Origin of the sequence: Streptococcus sp. 339 (genome assembly GCF_013277285.1) — a bacterium.
GTDB classification, from domain to species: Bacteria; Bacillota; Bacilli; order Lactobacillales; family Streptococcaceae; genus Streptococcus; species Streptococcus pseudopneumoniae.
Genome location: NZ_VMMR01000035.1, coordinates 26492 through 41612, shown reverse-complemented (window position 1 = coordinate 41612; position 15121 = coordinate 26492). Strand labels below are relative to the sequence as shown.

General features: G+C 40.7%; 12 protein-coding genes and 4 pseudogenes. 11 read left to right on the top strand and 5 right to left on the bottom strand.

Translation table 11 applies throughout. The annotated features are described in order from the left end of the window. Window positions 1-2: 2 nt before the first annotated feature. Both mutS and argR read right to left on the bottom strand, forming a co-directional pair. A complete protein-coding gene (mutS, locus tag HT736_RS05165; protein ID WP_054388463.1) occupies window positions 3-2537 on the bottom strand; it encodes a DNA mismatch repair protein MutS in 2535 nt (844 codons plus the stop codon). A gap of 50 nt (window positions 2538-2587) precedes the next feature. Then, the gene (gene argR / locus HT736_RS05160) at window positions 2588-3034 is read right to left on the bottom strand and encodes an arginine repressor (RefSeq protein ID WP_023939905.1); all 447 of its coding nucleotides are present in this window, start codon (window positions 3032-3034) and stop codon (window positions 2588-2590) included. A gap of 135 nt (window positions 3035-3169) precedes the next feature. Between argR and argS the strand changes: the two genes are divergently transcribed. Beyond that, window positions 3170-4861 (top strand): arginine--tRNA ligase, encoded by a 1692-nt coding sequence (gene argS, locus HT736_RS05155; protein ID WP_054388464.1) that lies wholly within the window; start codon window positions 3170-3172, stop codon window positions 4859-4861. Window positions 4862-5699: 838 nt separating this feature from the next. Here the strand turns inward: argS and HT736_RS05150 are convergent. Beyond that, window positions 5700-5807: pseudogene (locus HT736_RS05150) on the bottom strand (IS5/IS1182 family transposase); the annotation flags it as partial. Window positions 5808-5909: 102 nt separating this feature from the next. After that, window positions 5910-6318, bottom strand: a pseudogene (locus HT736_RS05145) (transposase family protein); the annotation flags it as partial. Between HT736_RS05145 and HT736_RS05140 the strand changes: the two are divergent. From HT736_RS05140 to HT736_RS05100, 9 genes and pseudogenes are all read left to right on the top strand, one after another. After that, window positions 6311-6451 (top strand): annotated as a pseudogene (locus HT736_RS05140) (cupin domain-containing protein); the annotation flags it as partial. The pseudogenes HT736_RS05145 and HT736_RS05140 sit on opposite strands and share 8 nt — an antisense overlap. A gap of 83 nt (window positions 6452-6534) precedes the next feature. Next, window positions 6535-7242, top strand: a complete 708-nt coding sequence (locus tag HT736_RS05135; RefSeq protein WP_000166478.1) for a response regulator transcription factor — start codon at window positions 6535-6537, stop codon at window positions 7240-7242. Beyond that, window positions 7243-8574, top strand: coding sequence for an ATP-binding protein (locus HT736_RS05130; protein ID WP_023935331.1), 1332 nt, complete (start codon window positions 7243-7245; stop codon window positions 8572-8574). It abuts the gene before it with no gap. A 166-nt stretch (window positions 8575-8740) separates the two neighbouring features. Next, window positions 8741-9616, top strand: a complete 876-nt coding sequence (locus HT736_RS05125; RefSeq protein WP_054388466.1) for a substrate-binding domain-containing protein — start codon at window positions 8741-8743, stop codon at window positions 9614-9616. A gap of 117 nt (window positions 9617-9733) precedes the next feature. Further along, the gene (gene pstC, locus HT736_RS05120) at window positions 9734-10597 is read left to right on the top strand and encodes a phosphate ABC transporter permease subunit PstC (RefSeq protein WP_172921861.1); all 864 of its coding nucleotides are present in this window, start codon (window positions 9734-9736) and stop codon (window positions 10595-10597) included. After that, window positions 10590-11405, top strand: a complete 816-nt coding sequence (gene pstA / locus HT736_RS05115; protein ID WP_000049768.1) for a phosphate ABC transporter permease PstA — start codon at window positions 10590-10592, stop codon at window positions 11403-11405. The genes pstC and pstA overlap by 8 nt, the downstream gene beginning before the upstream one ends. Window position 11406: 1 nt before the next feature. After that, on the top strand, window positions 11407-12159 hold the full coding sequence (pstB, locus tag HT736_RS05110) for a phosphate ABC transporter ATP-binding protein PstB (RefSeq protein ID WP_000536449.1): 753 nt from the start codon (window positions 11407-11409) through the stop codon (window positions 12157-12159). 14 nt (window positions 12160-12173) lie between these two features. Continuing rightward, window positions 12174-12824, top strand: coding sequence for a phosphate signaling complex protein PhoU (gene phoU, locus HT736_RS05105; RefSeq protein ID WP_138700030.1), 651 nt, complete (start codon window positions 12174-12176; stop codon window positions 12822-12824). Between the two features lie 61 nt (window positions 12825-12885). Then, window positions 12886-13317: pseudogene (locus HT736_RS05100) on the top strand (transposase); the annotation flags it as partial. A 114-nt stretch (window positions 13318-13431) separates the two neighbouring features. Here HT736_RS05100 and HT736_RS11955 read toward each other — a convergent pair. Further along, window positions 13432-13683, bottom strand: coding sequence for a hypothetical protein (locus tag HT736_RS11955; RefSeq protein ID WP_007284768.1), 252 nt, complete (start codon window positions 13681-13683; stop codon window positions 13432-13434). Between the two features lie 411 nt (window positions 13684-14094). Here HT736_RS11955 and HT736_RS05090 point away from each other — a divergent pair, with 411 nt between their 5' ends. After that, window positions 14095-15111 carry an NAD(P)H-dependent glycerol-3-phosphate dehydrogenase gene (locus HT736_RS05090; protein WP_119919435.1) on the top strand — a complete coding sequence of 339 codons (1017 nt, stop codon included), beginning with the start codon at window positions 14095-14097 and terminating at the stop codon, window positions 15109-15111. Window positions 15112-15121: the final 10 nt, after the last annotated feature.

The window sequence follows — 15121 nt, the reverse complement described above, 5'->3', positions numbered from 1 at the left end:
CTTTATAGTTTCTGTTTTAACTCGACCAAGACATTCATAGCCTGCATAGGTGTCATATTGTAAATATCCAGTTTAGCTAATTCTGCTAGGATAGGATGTTCTTCAGGTGTATCAAAGAGTGAAATTTGTTCTGAGACAGTACTTGTTTGTTTCATAGGAGCAGGACTTTCTGTCCCTTGATTCTCTAACTGAGTCAAAATCTTGTCTGCTCTAGCTAAAAGATCTGCTGGCAAGCCAGCAATCTTGGCAACATGGATACCGTAGGATTTATCAGCTGGCCCTGGTTCAATCTTGTGAAGGAAGGTGACCTGCCCATCCTGCTCCAAAGTTGCCACGTGGACATTGACCAAGTGTTGTAAACTAGACTCCAGACTAGTCAACTCATGGTAGTGGGTCGCAAAGAGGGTCTTGGCTCCGATATGTTCATGGATATATTCGATGATGGACTGAGCAAGAGCCATTCCGTCATAAGTTGCAGTTCCCCGTCCCAACTCATCGAAGAGAATCAAAGAATTCTTAGTCGCATGCGAAATGGCATTGTTTGCCTCCATCATCTCTACCATAAAGGTTGATTGGCCTGAAACCAAATCATCGGCTGCTCCGATACGGGTAAAGATAGCATCAAAAATAGGTAAATGGGCACTTTCTGCTGGCACATAAGAGCCCAACTGGGCCATTATCGCCGTCATGGCTAACTGACGCATGTAGGTTGACTTCCCGCTCATGTTGGGTCCTGTAATCAGTTGAATACTGGTATCTTCTGCCATCTGAATCGTATTGGGAATATAGGTCTGAGCCCCCATAACCTTTTCAACGACAGCATGGCGCCCTTTCTGGATATCAATTCGCGAATCATCTCCGAATTCAGGTCGAATCAAATGCTGGGTTTCAGCTACAACCGCCAGACTTTGCAAGACATCAACGGTCGCAATTCCTTGAGCTAGAGCCTGCAAACGCTGAATGTACTTGCCGACCTCTTCACGAATGCGCATAAAAATTTCGTACTCTAGGTTAGCTGACTTCTCACGCGCCTCCAACATGTCGCCTTCGATACGAGCTAATTCTTCGGTTCCAAAGCGTTCTGAGTTTTTCAGCGTCGCCTTGCGGAAAAAGTGAGCAGGCACATTTCCCAGTTGTGAATTGGTCACATGGAAATAGTAGCCATCCTTTTTATTATAATCAATCTTGAGCGTACTGATACCAGAGTTTTCTCGCTCCTTAGCCTCAATTTCAGCAATCCAGCTAGTCCCTTCTCTAAGCACACGACGGTACTTGTCTAAAGTCTCATCAAATCCAGTTCGGATAATCCCCCCATCTGTAATCACATGAGGAGCTTCAGGAGCAATCGCTGCGCTAATCAAGCTCTCCAACTCAGGGATTCCATCCAGTTGTGCGATGAGATAAGCTAGAGCAGGTTGCTCCATTCCTTCTAAAATCGCACGAATCCGTGGCACACTAGATAAGGTGGCCGCCAACTGCAAGAGATCCTTGGGATTGGTTTTGCCAAAAGAAACACGACTAGCCAAGCGCTCAATGTCATAAACACCCTTGAGACTGTCTGTCAAATCACTGCGCTCAAAGAAATGGTCGAGAAAGACCTGCACCACTTCTTGACGTTGGATAATTCGTTCCTTATCAATCAAGGGGCGATGAATCCAAGAACGCAAGAGCCGCATACCCATAGCTGTTTTGGTTTCATCCAAAAGCCAGAAAAGGCTGCCTTGCTTCTTGCCCGAACGAGCATTCTCAACCAAATCCAGACTAGCCTTGGTCGCATAATCCATCTGCAAGAAATCTTTGATTTCATAGCGGATAACAGGCTTGAGGTGGTTCAATTCCCTCATCTGGGTTCGATGGACATATTGGAGCAACTTACTAGATGCCGCTTGCTCCACAGCTGCCAATCGTGAATCCAGTAAATGAAGGTCTTCAAAGCTTTCTTTTTCATAAGAGAGCACCAGATTCATCTGGCGGCTGAGGATTTGTTCTTCTTCCTCAGACAAGTCATAGCCCAACACCACTTCTCGCGCCTTGAGATTACGGATTTCCCCACAAACCAGCGTGAAATCCAAAAGACCTGTCACATAAAAGTCACCCGTCACCAGATCCATATAAGCTAGGCCAAATTGATTGCCTTCGCGGTCTATGGCAACCAAAAAATTATTCTGACTATCCGGCTTACTGCTATCGACCACTGTTCCTGGCGTAATGACCTGAACAACCTCTCGTTTCACAACCCCAACTGCTTGTTTAGGATTTTCCATCTGCTCTGCGATAGCCACCTTATAACCCTGCTCAATCAAGACATCGATATACTGTTGGGCAGAATGATAGGGGACACCCGCCATAGGAATCGGATTGTCGGCATTCTTGTTGCGACTCGTTAAGGAAATTTCCAGAATCTGCGCAGCATTGACCGCATCCTCATAAAATAATTCATAAAAATCACCCATCCGAAAGAGCAAAAACGCATCTGGATATTGCTTTTTAATCTCCACATACTGTTGCATGCCAGGTGATAGCTTTTCTGTCGCCATTGTCCGTCTCTCCTTGTCAAAAATAAGTCTTGAGAGCAACTCTCAAGACCTTACTTATCTTTCATCAAATCTAGCAAACGATCTTCCATGAGTTTGGCAACGTGCTGGTCTCGACAAATGACCAATAAGGTATTGGCACCAGCAACTGTTCCTAAAATCCATTCATCCTTGTTTGCATCTACAATATTTGCCAAAACAGAAGCTTCTCCCAGTTTGGTATGAAGCACCAAGGTAAACTCTGCTCTTGCAACACCTTCTAAATGATGAGACAAAAATTCCACCAAATCAATCTTTTCTGTCTCATTTGCTAGTACATAATACACCATATCATTTTTCTTGACCTTGGTCAAGCCGATTTCGCGCAAATCACGAGACAGGGTTGTCTGCGTCACACAAACATTGTGTGCCTCCAACCGATCTTGAATTTCTTTTTGTGTACTTAATTTCTCCTCAGTAATCATTTTTTTTATTAACTGATGACGATCTCTTTTTCTCATAAAATCCTCTTATGTGAATATTTATAACTATTTTTATAACTATATTATACCAAAAAAATAGGAGATTTCAAAAATTTTTTCTTCTTTCTTTAAAATTGTGATAAAATAGTAGAAAAGTCCAAAAAGGAGCTCTTAATGAATACAAAAGAATTGATTGCTAGCGAGTTGGCTAGCGTCATTGATAGCCTAGACCAAGAGGCTATTTTAAATTTACTGGAAACCCCTAAAAACTCAGAAATGGGAGACATTGCTTTCCCTGCTTTTTCTCTTGCCAAAGTCGAACGTAAAGCACCTCAAATGATTGCGGCTGAACTGGCTGAAAAAATTAACAGCCAAGCCTTTGAAAAGGTTGTTGCAACAGGACCTTACGTCAACTTTTTCCTTGATAAATCTGCCATCTCTGCTCAAGTATTGCAAGCTGTTATCACTGAAAAAGAACACTATGCTGACCAAACTATTGGCAAACAAGAAAATGTTGTTATCGATATGTCTAGTCCCAATATCGCTAAACCATTCTCTATTGGTCACCTGCGCTCAACTGTTATCGGAGATAGCTTATCACATATTTTCCAAAAAATCGGTTATCAAACAGTCAAGGTCAACCACTTGGGAGACTGGGGTAAACAATTTGGGATGTTGATTGTTGCCTACAAAAAATGGGGCGACGAAGAAGCTGTAAAAGCTCATCCAATCGATGAACTCCTTAAACTCTATGTCCGTATCAATGCTGAGGCTGAAAATGACCCTAGCTTGGATGAAGAAGCACGCGAATGGTTCCGTAAACTGGAAAATGGTGACGAGGAAGCTCTCGCTCTTTGGCAATGGTTCCGTGATGAAAGTTTAGTGGAATTTAACCGCCTTTACAATGAATTGCAGGTTGATTTTGACAGCTATAACGGGGAAGCCTTCTACAACGATAAGATGGATGCAGTTGTAGACATTCTTTCTGAAAAAGGCCTTCTTGTTGAGTCAGAAGGGGCCCAAGTTGTGAATCTTGAGAAGTATGGAATTGAACATCCAGCCCTTATCAAGAAATCGGATGGTGCAACTCTCTATATCACACGTGACTTGGCTGCAGCCCTTTACCGTAAAAACGAATATCAATTTGCTAAATCTATCTACGTAGTTGGTCAAGAGCAATCTGCCCACTTTAAACAGCTCAAAGCTGTCTTGCAAGAGATGGGCTACGATTGGAGTGACGACATTACTCATGTTCCTTTTGGTTTGGTTACAAAAGAAGGGAAAAAACTCTCTACCCGTAAAGGGAATGTCATCTTGCTAGAGCCCACTGTTGCAGAGGCTATTAGTCGTGCAAAAGCCCAAATTGAAACAAAAAATCCTGAATTGGAAAATAAAGATCAGGTAGCACATGCTGTTGGGGTTGGATCCATTAAGTTCTATGACCTCAAGACTGACCGTACAAACGGATATGACTTCGACTTAGAGGCCATGGTATCCTTCGAGGGTGAAACTGGACCTTATGTTCAATACGCCTACGCTCGTATCCAATCGATCTTACGCAAAGCGGATTTCAAACCAGAAACAGCTGGCAACTATAGCTTGAATGATGCTGAAAGCTGGGAAATCATTAAACTCATTCAAGACTTCCCACGTATTATCAACCGTGCGGCAGATAACTTTGAACCTTCTATCATTGCTAAATTTGCAATTAGCCTGGCTCAATCCTTTAACAAATACTATGCACATACACGTATCTTGGATGAAAGCCCAGAACGCGACAGCCGTCTAGCCCTCAGCTACGCAACCGCAGTCGTTCTCAAAGAAGCCCTTCGCTTGCTTGGAGTAGAAGCGCCAGAGAAGATGTGATTCAGTACTAACAATTGGAACTAAAGTTCCTAATTGTTAGACGCTAGCCGCGTATGTGCGGACTAGCTAACTGCTTCACTAGTCATGGTCTCTAAATATAATCGATTTAGAGACCATGACGTCGTAACCAGAGATACTTGCCTAAACACTTTACTAATTCACCAAACTAAATAATATCGATTTGGTTTGGTTCATGTCGTAATCTTTTAATTACTTGATTGTTAAGCAATCTAAGTAACTAACGCCAAAGCCTATCAGGTATTTGGCTAGGCGCTTCACTAGTTTTAGGACATAAATATGATCGATTTATGTCCTAAAACGTCGTAATCTTAAAGTTATTGGAACTAAAGTTCCTAATTGTTAGACGCTAGCCGCTTATATGCGGACTAGCTAACTGCTTCACTAGTCATGGTCTCTAAATATAATCGATTTAGAGACCATGACGTCGTAACTATGGCGATTTGCCTAATCGCTTTACTAATTCACCAAACCAAATAATATCGATTTGGTTTGGTTCATGTCGTAATCTTTTAATCACTTTATTGTAAAGTAGTCTAAGTAACTAACGCCAAATCCTATCAGGGATTTGGCTAGGCGCTTCACTAGTTTTAGGACATAAATATGATCGATTTATGTCCTAAAACGTCGTAATCTTAAAGTTATTGGAACTAAAGTTCCTAATTGTTAGACGCTAGCCGCTTATATGCGGACTAGCTAACTGCTTCACTAGTCATGGCTCCTAAATATAATCGATTTAGGAGCCATGACGTCGTAACTATGGCGAATTGCCTAAACGCTTCACTAATTCACCTAACCAAATAATAGACTTCCTGCAAAACTAGAATCCTAGTTCATGATTGATAATGCCAGCAATCAAATTCATTCGTAATCCGAAGCGTTTACGATGATTTCGATAGGTTGTTGAAAATATTTTAAACGTTTTCATAGTGAAATGAAATAAGAACAGGACAAATCAATCAAGACAGTCAAATCGATTTCTAACAATGTTTTAGAAGTAGATATGTACTATTCTAGTTTCAATCTACTATACTTTGGCAAAAATATTCTCAACCTTGCTGCTCCCCTTAGATAGCGCATGGTTATAGGCTTTCTCTTCAGCTGTTAGCGGCTTGAGTTTGCTGGATTTACGTGGAGTTTGTGCTTGAGGATATATCTTCATAAGCCCTTGATAAGCACTGTCAGCCAAGATTTTACCAGCTTGTCCGATATTTCTGCGACTCGTTTTGAACAACTTCATATCATGACAATAGTTCACAGTGATCTCCAAAGAAACAATTCTCCCTTGGCTTGTGACAATCGCCTGAGCCTTCATAGCGTGGCATTTCTTTTTACCAGAATCATTCGCTAATTGTTTTTTTAGGACGATTGATTTTTACTTCCGTCGCATCAATCATTACCGTGTCCTCAGAACTGAGAGGAGTTCTTGAAGTTGATAAGGATTATGCTCTGGTTTCTTGTCTTGTTGCTCCTGGTTTTGAATTTGAGGATTTTGAATTATTTGAAAGGGTAGATCTACTGGCGACCTATCCAGAGCACAAGGAGATGATTGAGCGTTTGACCAGATCCTAGTCTTGATAAGCAAATTTAATCTGATTTAGCAATGTTAGGATTTCTGATAATTGTGTTATAATGTTACCAATAGGAGATAATAGATGACAAAACAAGTCTTATTAGTGGATGATGAAGAACACATTCTGAGATTGCTTGACTACCATTTAAGTAAGGAAGGCTTTTCTACTCAATTGGTAACAAATGGACGGAAGGCCTTAGCTTTGGCAGAAACAGAACCCTTTGATTTTATCTTGCTTGATATCATGTTACCACAATTAGATGGCATAGAAGTTTGTAAGCGGCTGAGAGCCAAAGGCGTCAAAACTCCAATTATGATGGTTTCTGCGAAAAGTGATGAATTTGATAAGGTTTTGGCCTTGGAATTAGGGGCTGATGACTACCTGACCAAGCCTTTTAGCCCTAGAGAATTGCTGGCGCGTGTCAAGGCTGTCCTCAGGCGAACTAAAGGAGAACAAGAAGGAGATGATTCAGATAATATCGCTGACGATTCTTGGCTATTTGGGACCTTGAAAGTATACCCTGAGCGTCATGAAGTCTACAAGGCGAATAAGTTACTGAGTTTGACCCCAAAAGAATTTGAACTCTTGCTCTATCTTATGAAACATCCCAACATGACACTGACTAGAGAGCGTCTTTTGGAACGTATCTGGGGGTATGACTTTGGGCAGGAAACACGTTTGGTGGACGTTCATATTGGTAAGTTGAGGGAAAAAATTGAAGACAATCCTAAAGCCCCTCAATTTATTCGAACCATTCGGGGTTATGGTTATAAGTTCAAGGAGTTATAGATGAAACGCTACCTTCAATTTTGGCTAGTCAATCTAAGTGTTAGCCTCATTCTGATTGCAGGGATGGCATTAACTTGGATCAGTAAAGGCATCGGTCTCTTTCTTCTAGCCCTTTCTTTGGGACTAGGTAGCTACTGGCTCTTTTGCCTTTGGAAATGGGAAGTTGCTTTTGAGACCTTGCACCAACCTCTCTTGACCAGTAGTGAATACTTTTTAGAAAAAGGGCAAGAAGACTTAAAGTCTTTGGCTCAGTATGTGTCTGGCCTAAAAACCAAAGTCTCCCAACAGGATCAGCAATACAAGGACCTAGCCGAAACAATGGAGGTTCTTCTGTCGCACCTAACCATGGGGACGTTTTTAGTTTCCGCTCAAGGTCAGATGTTATTATCCAGTCGCTCTCTGCCTCATTATTTTCCCGATGTGGACGGCGACATAAGTTCACTTGATGACCTCAAACGGATGGATATTCGGAATTTAGTTCACCAAGCCTTCGATCAAAAAACAAGGTTAAAACAAGAAGTAAGTGGGTTTCATGAGGGTGACCTGATTTTAGAAGTGACAGCAGTTCCCGTTTTTAGCCCCACCCAATCTGTGGAAGCTGTGCTCGTCTTGTTATATGATTTAACAACGATTAGAACTTATGAAAAGTTAAATTTAGCCTTTGTCTCAAATGCCTCCCATGAATTGAGGACACCAGTTACTTCGATTAAGGGCTTTGCTGAAACCATTAAGGAGATGTCAGCTGAAGAAGAAGCGCTCAAGGATGACTTTCTAGACATTATTTACAAAGAAAGCTTGCGTCTTGAGCATATTGTTGAGCATCTTCTTACCTTATCTAAGGCTCAACAAATGCCTATACAATGGACGACCCTTTCTTTGGCAGAATTTGTACAGGATTTGACTCAAAGCGTGCAACCTCAGCTCAAGAAGAAGGATTTACAGCTAAAGGTGCAGGTGCCAGATGATATCACCCTCGTATCAGATAGTCAATTACTTTCCCAAATCTTACTCAATCTTTTAACCAATGCCATCCGTTACACTGAACAAGGGGGAAAAATTGAGGTCAAGACCCAAAAGGTGAACGAAGGCATTAAGATTTCTGTGTCAGATACAGGGATTGGTATTAGTCAATTAGAGCAGGATCGTATTTTTGAACGTTTTTACCGAGTTAATAAAGGTCGAAGCAGACAAACTGGTGGCACTGGTCTTGGCCTTGCTATTGTCAAAGAACTTAGTCAATTATTAGGTGGCCAAGTCACGGTGACGAGTCAGCTTGGCAGAGGCAGTTGCTTCACGATTTTTCTTCCTAACCAATCTTTCGCACAGGACTAATAATTTTTAAAGCTATTTTTAGGAGCAGCCACTTTTCAAAAGTGGCTTTTTTTGATTCTTTACACAATCTTTACATGAATCAGGGATAAACCTTTACAAAGACTTGTTAGACTATAAGTGTAGTAATCCTACACAAGAAAAATACATAGAAATAAAGGTGATTATTATGAAATTCAAAAAAATGCTTACTCTTGCAGCCATTGGCTTATCAGGATTTGGGCTTGTTGCCTGTGGCAATCAGTCATCTGCTTCCAAACAGTCAGCTTCAGAAACGATTGAGGTGATTTCACGAGAAAATGGCTCTGGAACACGGGGTGCCTTCACAGAAATCACAGGGATTCTCAAAAAAGACGGTGATAAAAAAATTGACAACACTGCCAAAACAGCTGTGATTCAAAATAGCACAGAAGGTGTTCTCTCAGCAGTTCAAGGGAATGCTAATGCTATCGGCTACATCTCCTTGGGATCTTTAACGAAATCTGTCAAGGCTTTAGAGATTGATGGTATCAAGGCTAGTCGAGACACAGTTTTAGATGGTAAATACCCTCTTCAACGTCCCTTCAACATTGTTTGGTCTTCTAATCTTTCCAAGCTAGGTCAAGATTTTATCAGCTTTATCCACTCCAAACAAGGTCAACAAGTGGTCACAGATAATAAATTTATTGAAGCTAAAACCGAAACCACAGAATATACAAGCCAACACTTATCAGGCAAGTTGTCTGTTGTAGGTTCCACTTCAGTATCTTCTTTAATGGAAAAATTAGCAGAAGCTTATAAAAAAGAAAATCCAGAAGTTACGATTGATATTACCTCTAATGGGTCTTCAGCAGGTATTACCGCTGTTAAGGAGAAAACCGCTGATATTGGTATGGTTTCTAGGGAATTAACTCCTGAAGAAGGTAAAAGTCTCACCCATGATGCTATTGCTTTAGACGGTATTGCTGTTGTGGTCAATAATGACAATAAGGCAAGCCAAGTCAGTATGGCTGAACTTGCAGACGTTTTTAGTGGCAAATTAACCACCTGGGACAAGATTAAATAAAATGTTTGCTCCATAAATCTCTAAAGAGATGCAGACGTTTCATCGTACAATAAGATAAAGAAGGCAAGTAGGGAGGTGTCGTATCTCCCTTACTTTCTTCACTAGAAAGGACAAGATGTGACAAAACAAGCCTTCAAAGAAGCAGTTTTTAGGGCAATTTTTTTCCTGAGTGCAACAGTAGCTGTTGTAGCTATTTTGCTAATCTGTTTCTTTATTTTTAGTAATGGCTTACCTTTCATGGCTAACTACGGCTTTGCCCGTTTTTTATTAGGCAGTGATTGGTCGCCAACGAACATTCCGGCAAGCTATGGTATTTTACCAATGATCGTTGGTTCCTTATTAATTACCTTAGGAGCGATTGTGATTGGGGTGCCAACAGGCATCTTGACATCGGTGTTTATGGTTTATTATTGTCCAAAGCCCGTCTATGGCTTCTTAAAATCAGCTATCAACTTGATGGCGGCCATTCCATCTATTGTTTATGGTTTTTTCGGCCTACAATTATTGGTGCCTTGGATTAGAAGCTTTTTAGGAAATGGCATGAGTGTCCTAACCGCTTCGTTACTATTAGGAATAATGATTTTGCCAACCATTATCAGTTTGTCAGAATCTGCTATCCGAACAGTTCCCAAAACGTATTATTCTGGTAGCTTGGCTCTAGGAGCTAGTCATGAACGGAGTATTTTTAGTGTCATCTTGCCAGCTGCGAGATCTGGTATTTTATCAGCAGTTATTTTAGGAATCGGTCGCGCAGTAGGTGAAACCATGGCAGTTATTTTGGTGGCAGGCAACCAGCCGATTATTCCAAGTGGACTCTTTTCAGGAACCAGAACCTTAACAACCAATATTGTTCTGGAAATGGCTTACGCATCAGGTCAGCATAGGGAAGCCCTTATTGCAACCTCAGCAGTTCTCTTTTTCCTTATTCTCTTGATTAATGCCTACTTTGCCTACTTGAAAGGAAAATCATCTTATGAGTAAATACCTGCTAAAACTTCTCGTTTATTGTTTTTCAGCTTTAACCTTTGGCTCTCTCTTTTTAATCATTGGTTTTATCCTCATCAAAGGCTTACCTCATCTAAGTCTATCCCTCTTTTCTTGGACTTATACTTCTGAGAACATTTCCCTTATGCCAGCGATTATTTCCACCGTTATTCTGGTCTTTGGTGCTCTTCTTTTAGCCTTGCCCATAGGGATTTTTGCTGGTTTTTATCTTGTGGAATATACAAAAAAAGATTCCCTTTGTGTTAAAATCATGCGATTGGCCTCAGATACCTTGTCTGGGATTCCTTCCATTGTTTTTGGTCTGTTTGGCATGCTCTTCTTTGTAGTCTTCTTAGGTTTTCAATACTCTCTGTTATCAGGAATCTTAACCTCAGTCATCATGGTGTTGCCAGTCATTATTCGCTCAACAGAAGAAGCCCTTTTATCTGTTAGTGATAGCATGCGTCAAGCAAGTTATGGACTTGGGGCAGGTAAGTTACGGACTGTTTTTAGAATTGTTCTACCAGTTGCCATGCCAGGTATTTTAGCTGGAGTGATACTAGCTATTGGCCGTATCGTTGGTGAGACAGCTGCCCTCATGTATACATTAGGTACCTCTACCAATACGCCAAGTAGTCTCATGTCTTCAGGTCGTTCTCTAGCCCTGCATATGTATATGCTGTCAAGTGAGGGGCTACATGTCAATGAAGCCTATGCTACCGGTGTGATTTTGATTATTACTGTTTTAATGATAAATACTCTATCAAGCTTATTATCTCGAAAACTTGTGAAAGGAGCTTCCTAGTATGGGAACATTTTCAGTCAGACACCTAGACTTATTTTACGGGGACTTTCAAGCCTTAAAAAATATTTCGATTCAATTACCAGAAAGACAGATTACTGCCTTGATAGGCCCATCTGGTTGTGGTAAATCAACTTTTCTAAAAACCCTTAATCGGATGAACGATTTGGTTCCTTCTTGCCATATTGAAGGCCAAGTCCTCTTAGATGAGCAAGATATTTATAGTAGCAAATTCAACCTTAATCAGCTACGTAAGCGTGTAGGGATGGTTTTTCAACAGCCTAATCCCTTTGCCATGTCTATCTATGATAACGTGGCTTATGGCCCAAGGACACATGGTATTCGAGACAAAAAACAATTAGATGCCTTAGTGGAAAAATCTTTAAAAGGGGCAGCCATTTGGGAAGAAGTCAAAGATGATCTTAAAAAGAGTGCCATGTCCTTATCTGGCGGTCAGCAGCAACGCCTTTGCATTGCGCGAGCTTTAGCAGTAGAACCTGATATTCTGTTAATGGATGAGCCGACTTCAGCCTTAGACCCTATCTCCACTTTAAAAATTGAAGACCTCATTCAGCAACTAAAAAAGGATTATACGATTATCATTGTTACCCATAACATGCAACAAGCTTCACGTATTTCAGATAAAACTGCTTTTTTCTTAACAGGAGAAATTTGCGAATTTGGAGATACCGTTGACGTGTTTACCAATCCAAAAGATCAGCGCACAGAAGACTATATTTCAGGACGGTTCGGATAAGGAAGGAGAAACCTATGAGAAATCAATTTGACTTAGAATTGCATGAATTAGAACAATCCTTTTTAGGACTAGGGCAACTTGTCCTTGAAACAGCTTCAAAAGCCTTACTGGCCTTAGCCTCCAAAGACAAGGAGATGGCAGAGCTAATTATCAATAAGGATCATGCTATCAACCAAGGTCAAAGCGCTATCGAATCGGCCTGTGCCCGTTTGTTGGCCTTGCAGCAGCCACAAGTGTCTGACCTTCGATTTGTGATTAGCATCATGTCTTCTTGTTCAGACCTTGAACGTATGGGAGACCATATGGCAGGCATTGCCAAAGCTGTTTTGCAACTAAAAGAAAATCAACTAGCCCCTGACGAAGAACAGTTACACCAAATGGGTAAATTATCCCTCAGCATGCTAGCCGATTTATTGGTTGCCTTTCCTTTGCACCAAGCCTCAAAAGCTATTAGTATTGCTCAAAAAGATGAACAGATTGACCAATATTATTATGCCTTATCAAAGGAAATCATTGGACTTATGAAAGACCAAGAAACCTCAATTCCCAATGGAACTCAATACCTTTATATCATAGGTCATCTGGAACGCTTCGCTGATTACATTGCTAACATTTGTGAACGCCTAGTCTACCTAGAAACAGGAGAACTAGTGGATTTGAATTAATTCAACTAATCCTTAAAAGAGAAGAGTACGATTAAGTGCTCTTTTTTATGGTTGTAAAAAAGTTCATTTGACCAATTTAAGCAGTGTAGATAGTGAGGAGCTGTTTCAATTCTATCGTGAACGAGGGAATGCTGAAAACTTTATCAAAGAAAGGAAAGCAGGATTCTTTGGGGATAAGACAGATAGTTCGACCATGGTTAAGAATGAAGTACGTATGATGATGGGCTATCTGGCTTATAATCTCTACCTCTTTTTAAAGCAGCTAGCTGGTGATGAAGTAAAGGTCTTGACTATCAAGCGTTTTCGACCTCTCTTCCTTCATATTGCCGGAAAATATGTCTCTACTGCTAGACGACATATTCTCAAATTCTCAAGTCTATACGCCTATTCAAAACAATTTCAAGCCTTATTTGATACAATCTGCCAGATAAATCTGATACTCCCTGTTCCATATAGAGCTAGAGGGCAGGGGAAAACATGCCTAACAGAATAAGTCACCTTATTTTAAAAATCGAGCATCAAACCAAGGGAGGAGTCTACCCTTTTTTAGGAAAAAATCAAGACAAATCTCCTCAATTATGTCTCGAACATCAGAAATTAAGCAAAATCACCAGAAGGACAGTAGTTTAACTAGCTTTTCTGGTGATTTTTGAACTGTGTAGTTCGTTAGTGCCAGATATGAATAATTTGGGATGATAAATCTTTCTTCCTCAGGTAGCCTATCATAATACTCTTCAAAAATCTTATCAAAAACACTCTCTTTCTTTTGGGCGATAGTTTCATCTTCGTATGTAGGAGTCCTCATCAAGAAATACTTCAATTCTAGGTATTCCTTATCCAACTCTATATAACTTGGCATCAACTTGTAATCTTCAACCCCCAAACGTTCAGCGATATATTTTAACTTTGTTAGTGTTGGTCTGGATTCTCCATTTTCAATTCTAATTAATTGACGGATACTTCATTCAGACTCATCGCCACAAAATTCTGAACTACTGATTTTTTTAGCCAAACGTAATCTTTTAATTTTTTCGCCAAACTCTCGCAAGCTACAAGAACCTCCTGAGTTGTTTACCTCTATTATAAGCATATACTGAATCAAACTATCTATCAGATTTCTTCTCACTTTAACTAAAGACTGAGAGTTTAATACTAGCCCCGGTTTTTGTGTATTTTTGAAGTCACAAAGACACCACTTCCCAGCAATGCAAGTGCAAAATCCTCTAGAATATGATAGAATAAGAGAAAGGACTCTATTAAGGAGGAAATCATGAAAAAACAAACCGTCGCCGTCTTGGGGCCTGGTTCCTGGGGAACTGCCCTTTCACAAGTCTTAAATGACAATGGACACGAGGTACGTATTTGGGGAAATCTTCCCGAACAAATCAATGAAATTAATACCTATCATACTAACAAACACTACTTTAAAGATGTCGTTCTAGATGAAAATATCATTGCCTACACCGACTTAGCAGAGGCACTGAGAGATGTGGATGCGATTTTGTTTGTTGTCCCAACAAAAGTGACACGACTTGTTGCCCAACAAGTTGCACAAACCTTGGACCATAAGGTTATCATCATGCACGCATCAAAGGGATTAGAACCTGATAGCCATAAACGATTATCAACCATTCTTGAAGAAGAAATTCCTGAACATCTCCGTAGTGATATCGTCGTTGTTTCAGGACCTAGTCATGCAGAAGAGACCATTGTGCGTGACCTAACTTTAATAACTGCTGCTTCTAAAGATTTACAAACAGCTCAATACGTTCAGGAGCTATTTAGTAATCACTACTTCCGACTTTATACCAATACGGATGTTATCGGGGTCGAAACCGCTGGTGCTCTCAAAAATATTATCGCTGTCGGTGCCGGAGCTTTACATGGTTTGGGATTTGGTGACAACGCTAAGGCAGCCATCATCGCTCGAGGCTTGGCAGAAATCACCCGCCTAGGGGTAGCACTCGGGGCTAATCCACTGACCTATAGCGGCTTATCTGGTGTGGGAGATTTGATCGTAACAGGAACCTCCATCCACTCTCGTAACTGGAGAGCCGGAGATGCTCTTGGTCGTGGAGAATCCCTAGCTGATATCGAAGCCAATATGGGCATGGTGATTGAAGGAATTTCAACGACTCGAGCAGCCTATGAGCTAGCGCAAGAACTTGGAGTCTATATGCCGATTACGCATGCCATTTACCAAGTTATTTACCAAGGAACCAATATCAAAGATGCCATTTATAATATCATGAACAATGAATTTAAAGCAGAAAATGAGTGGTCTTAACCCTCTAGAG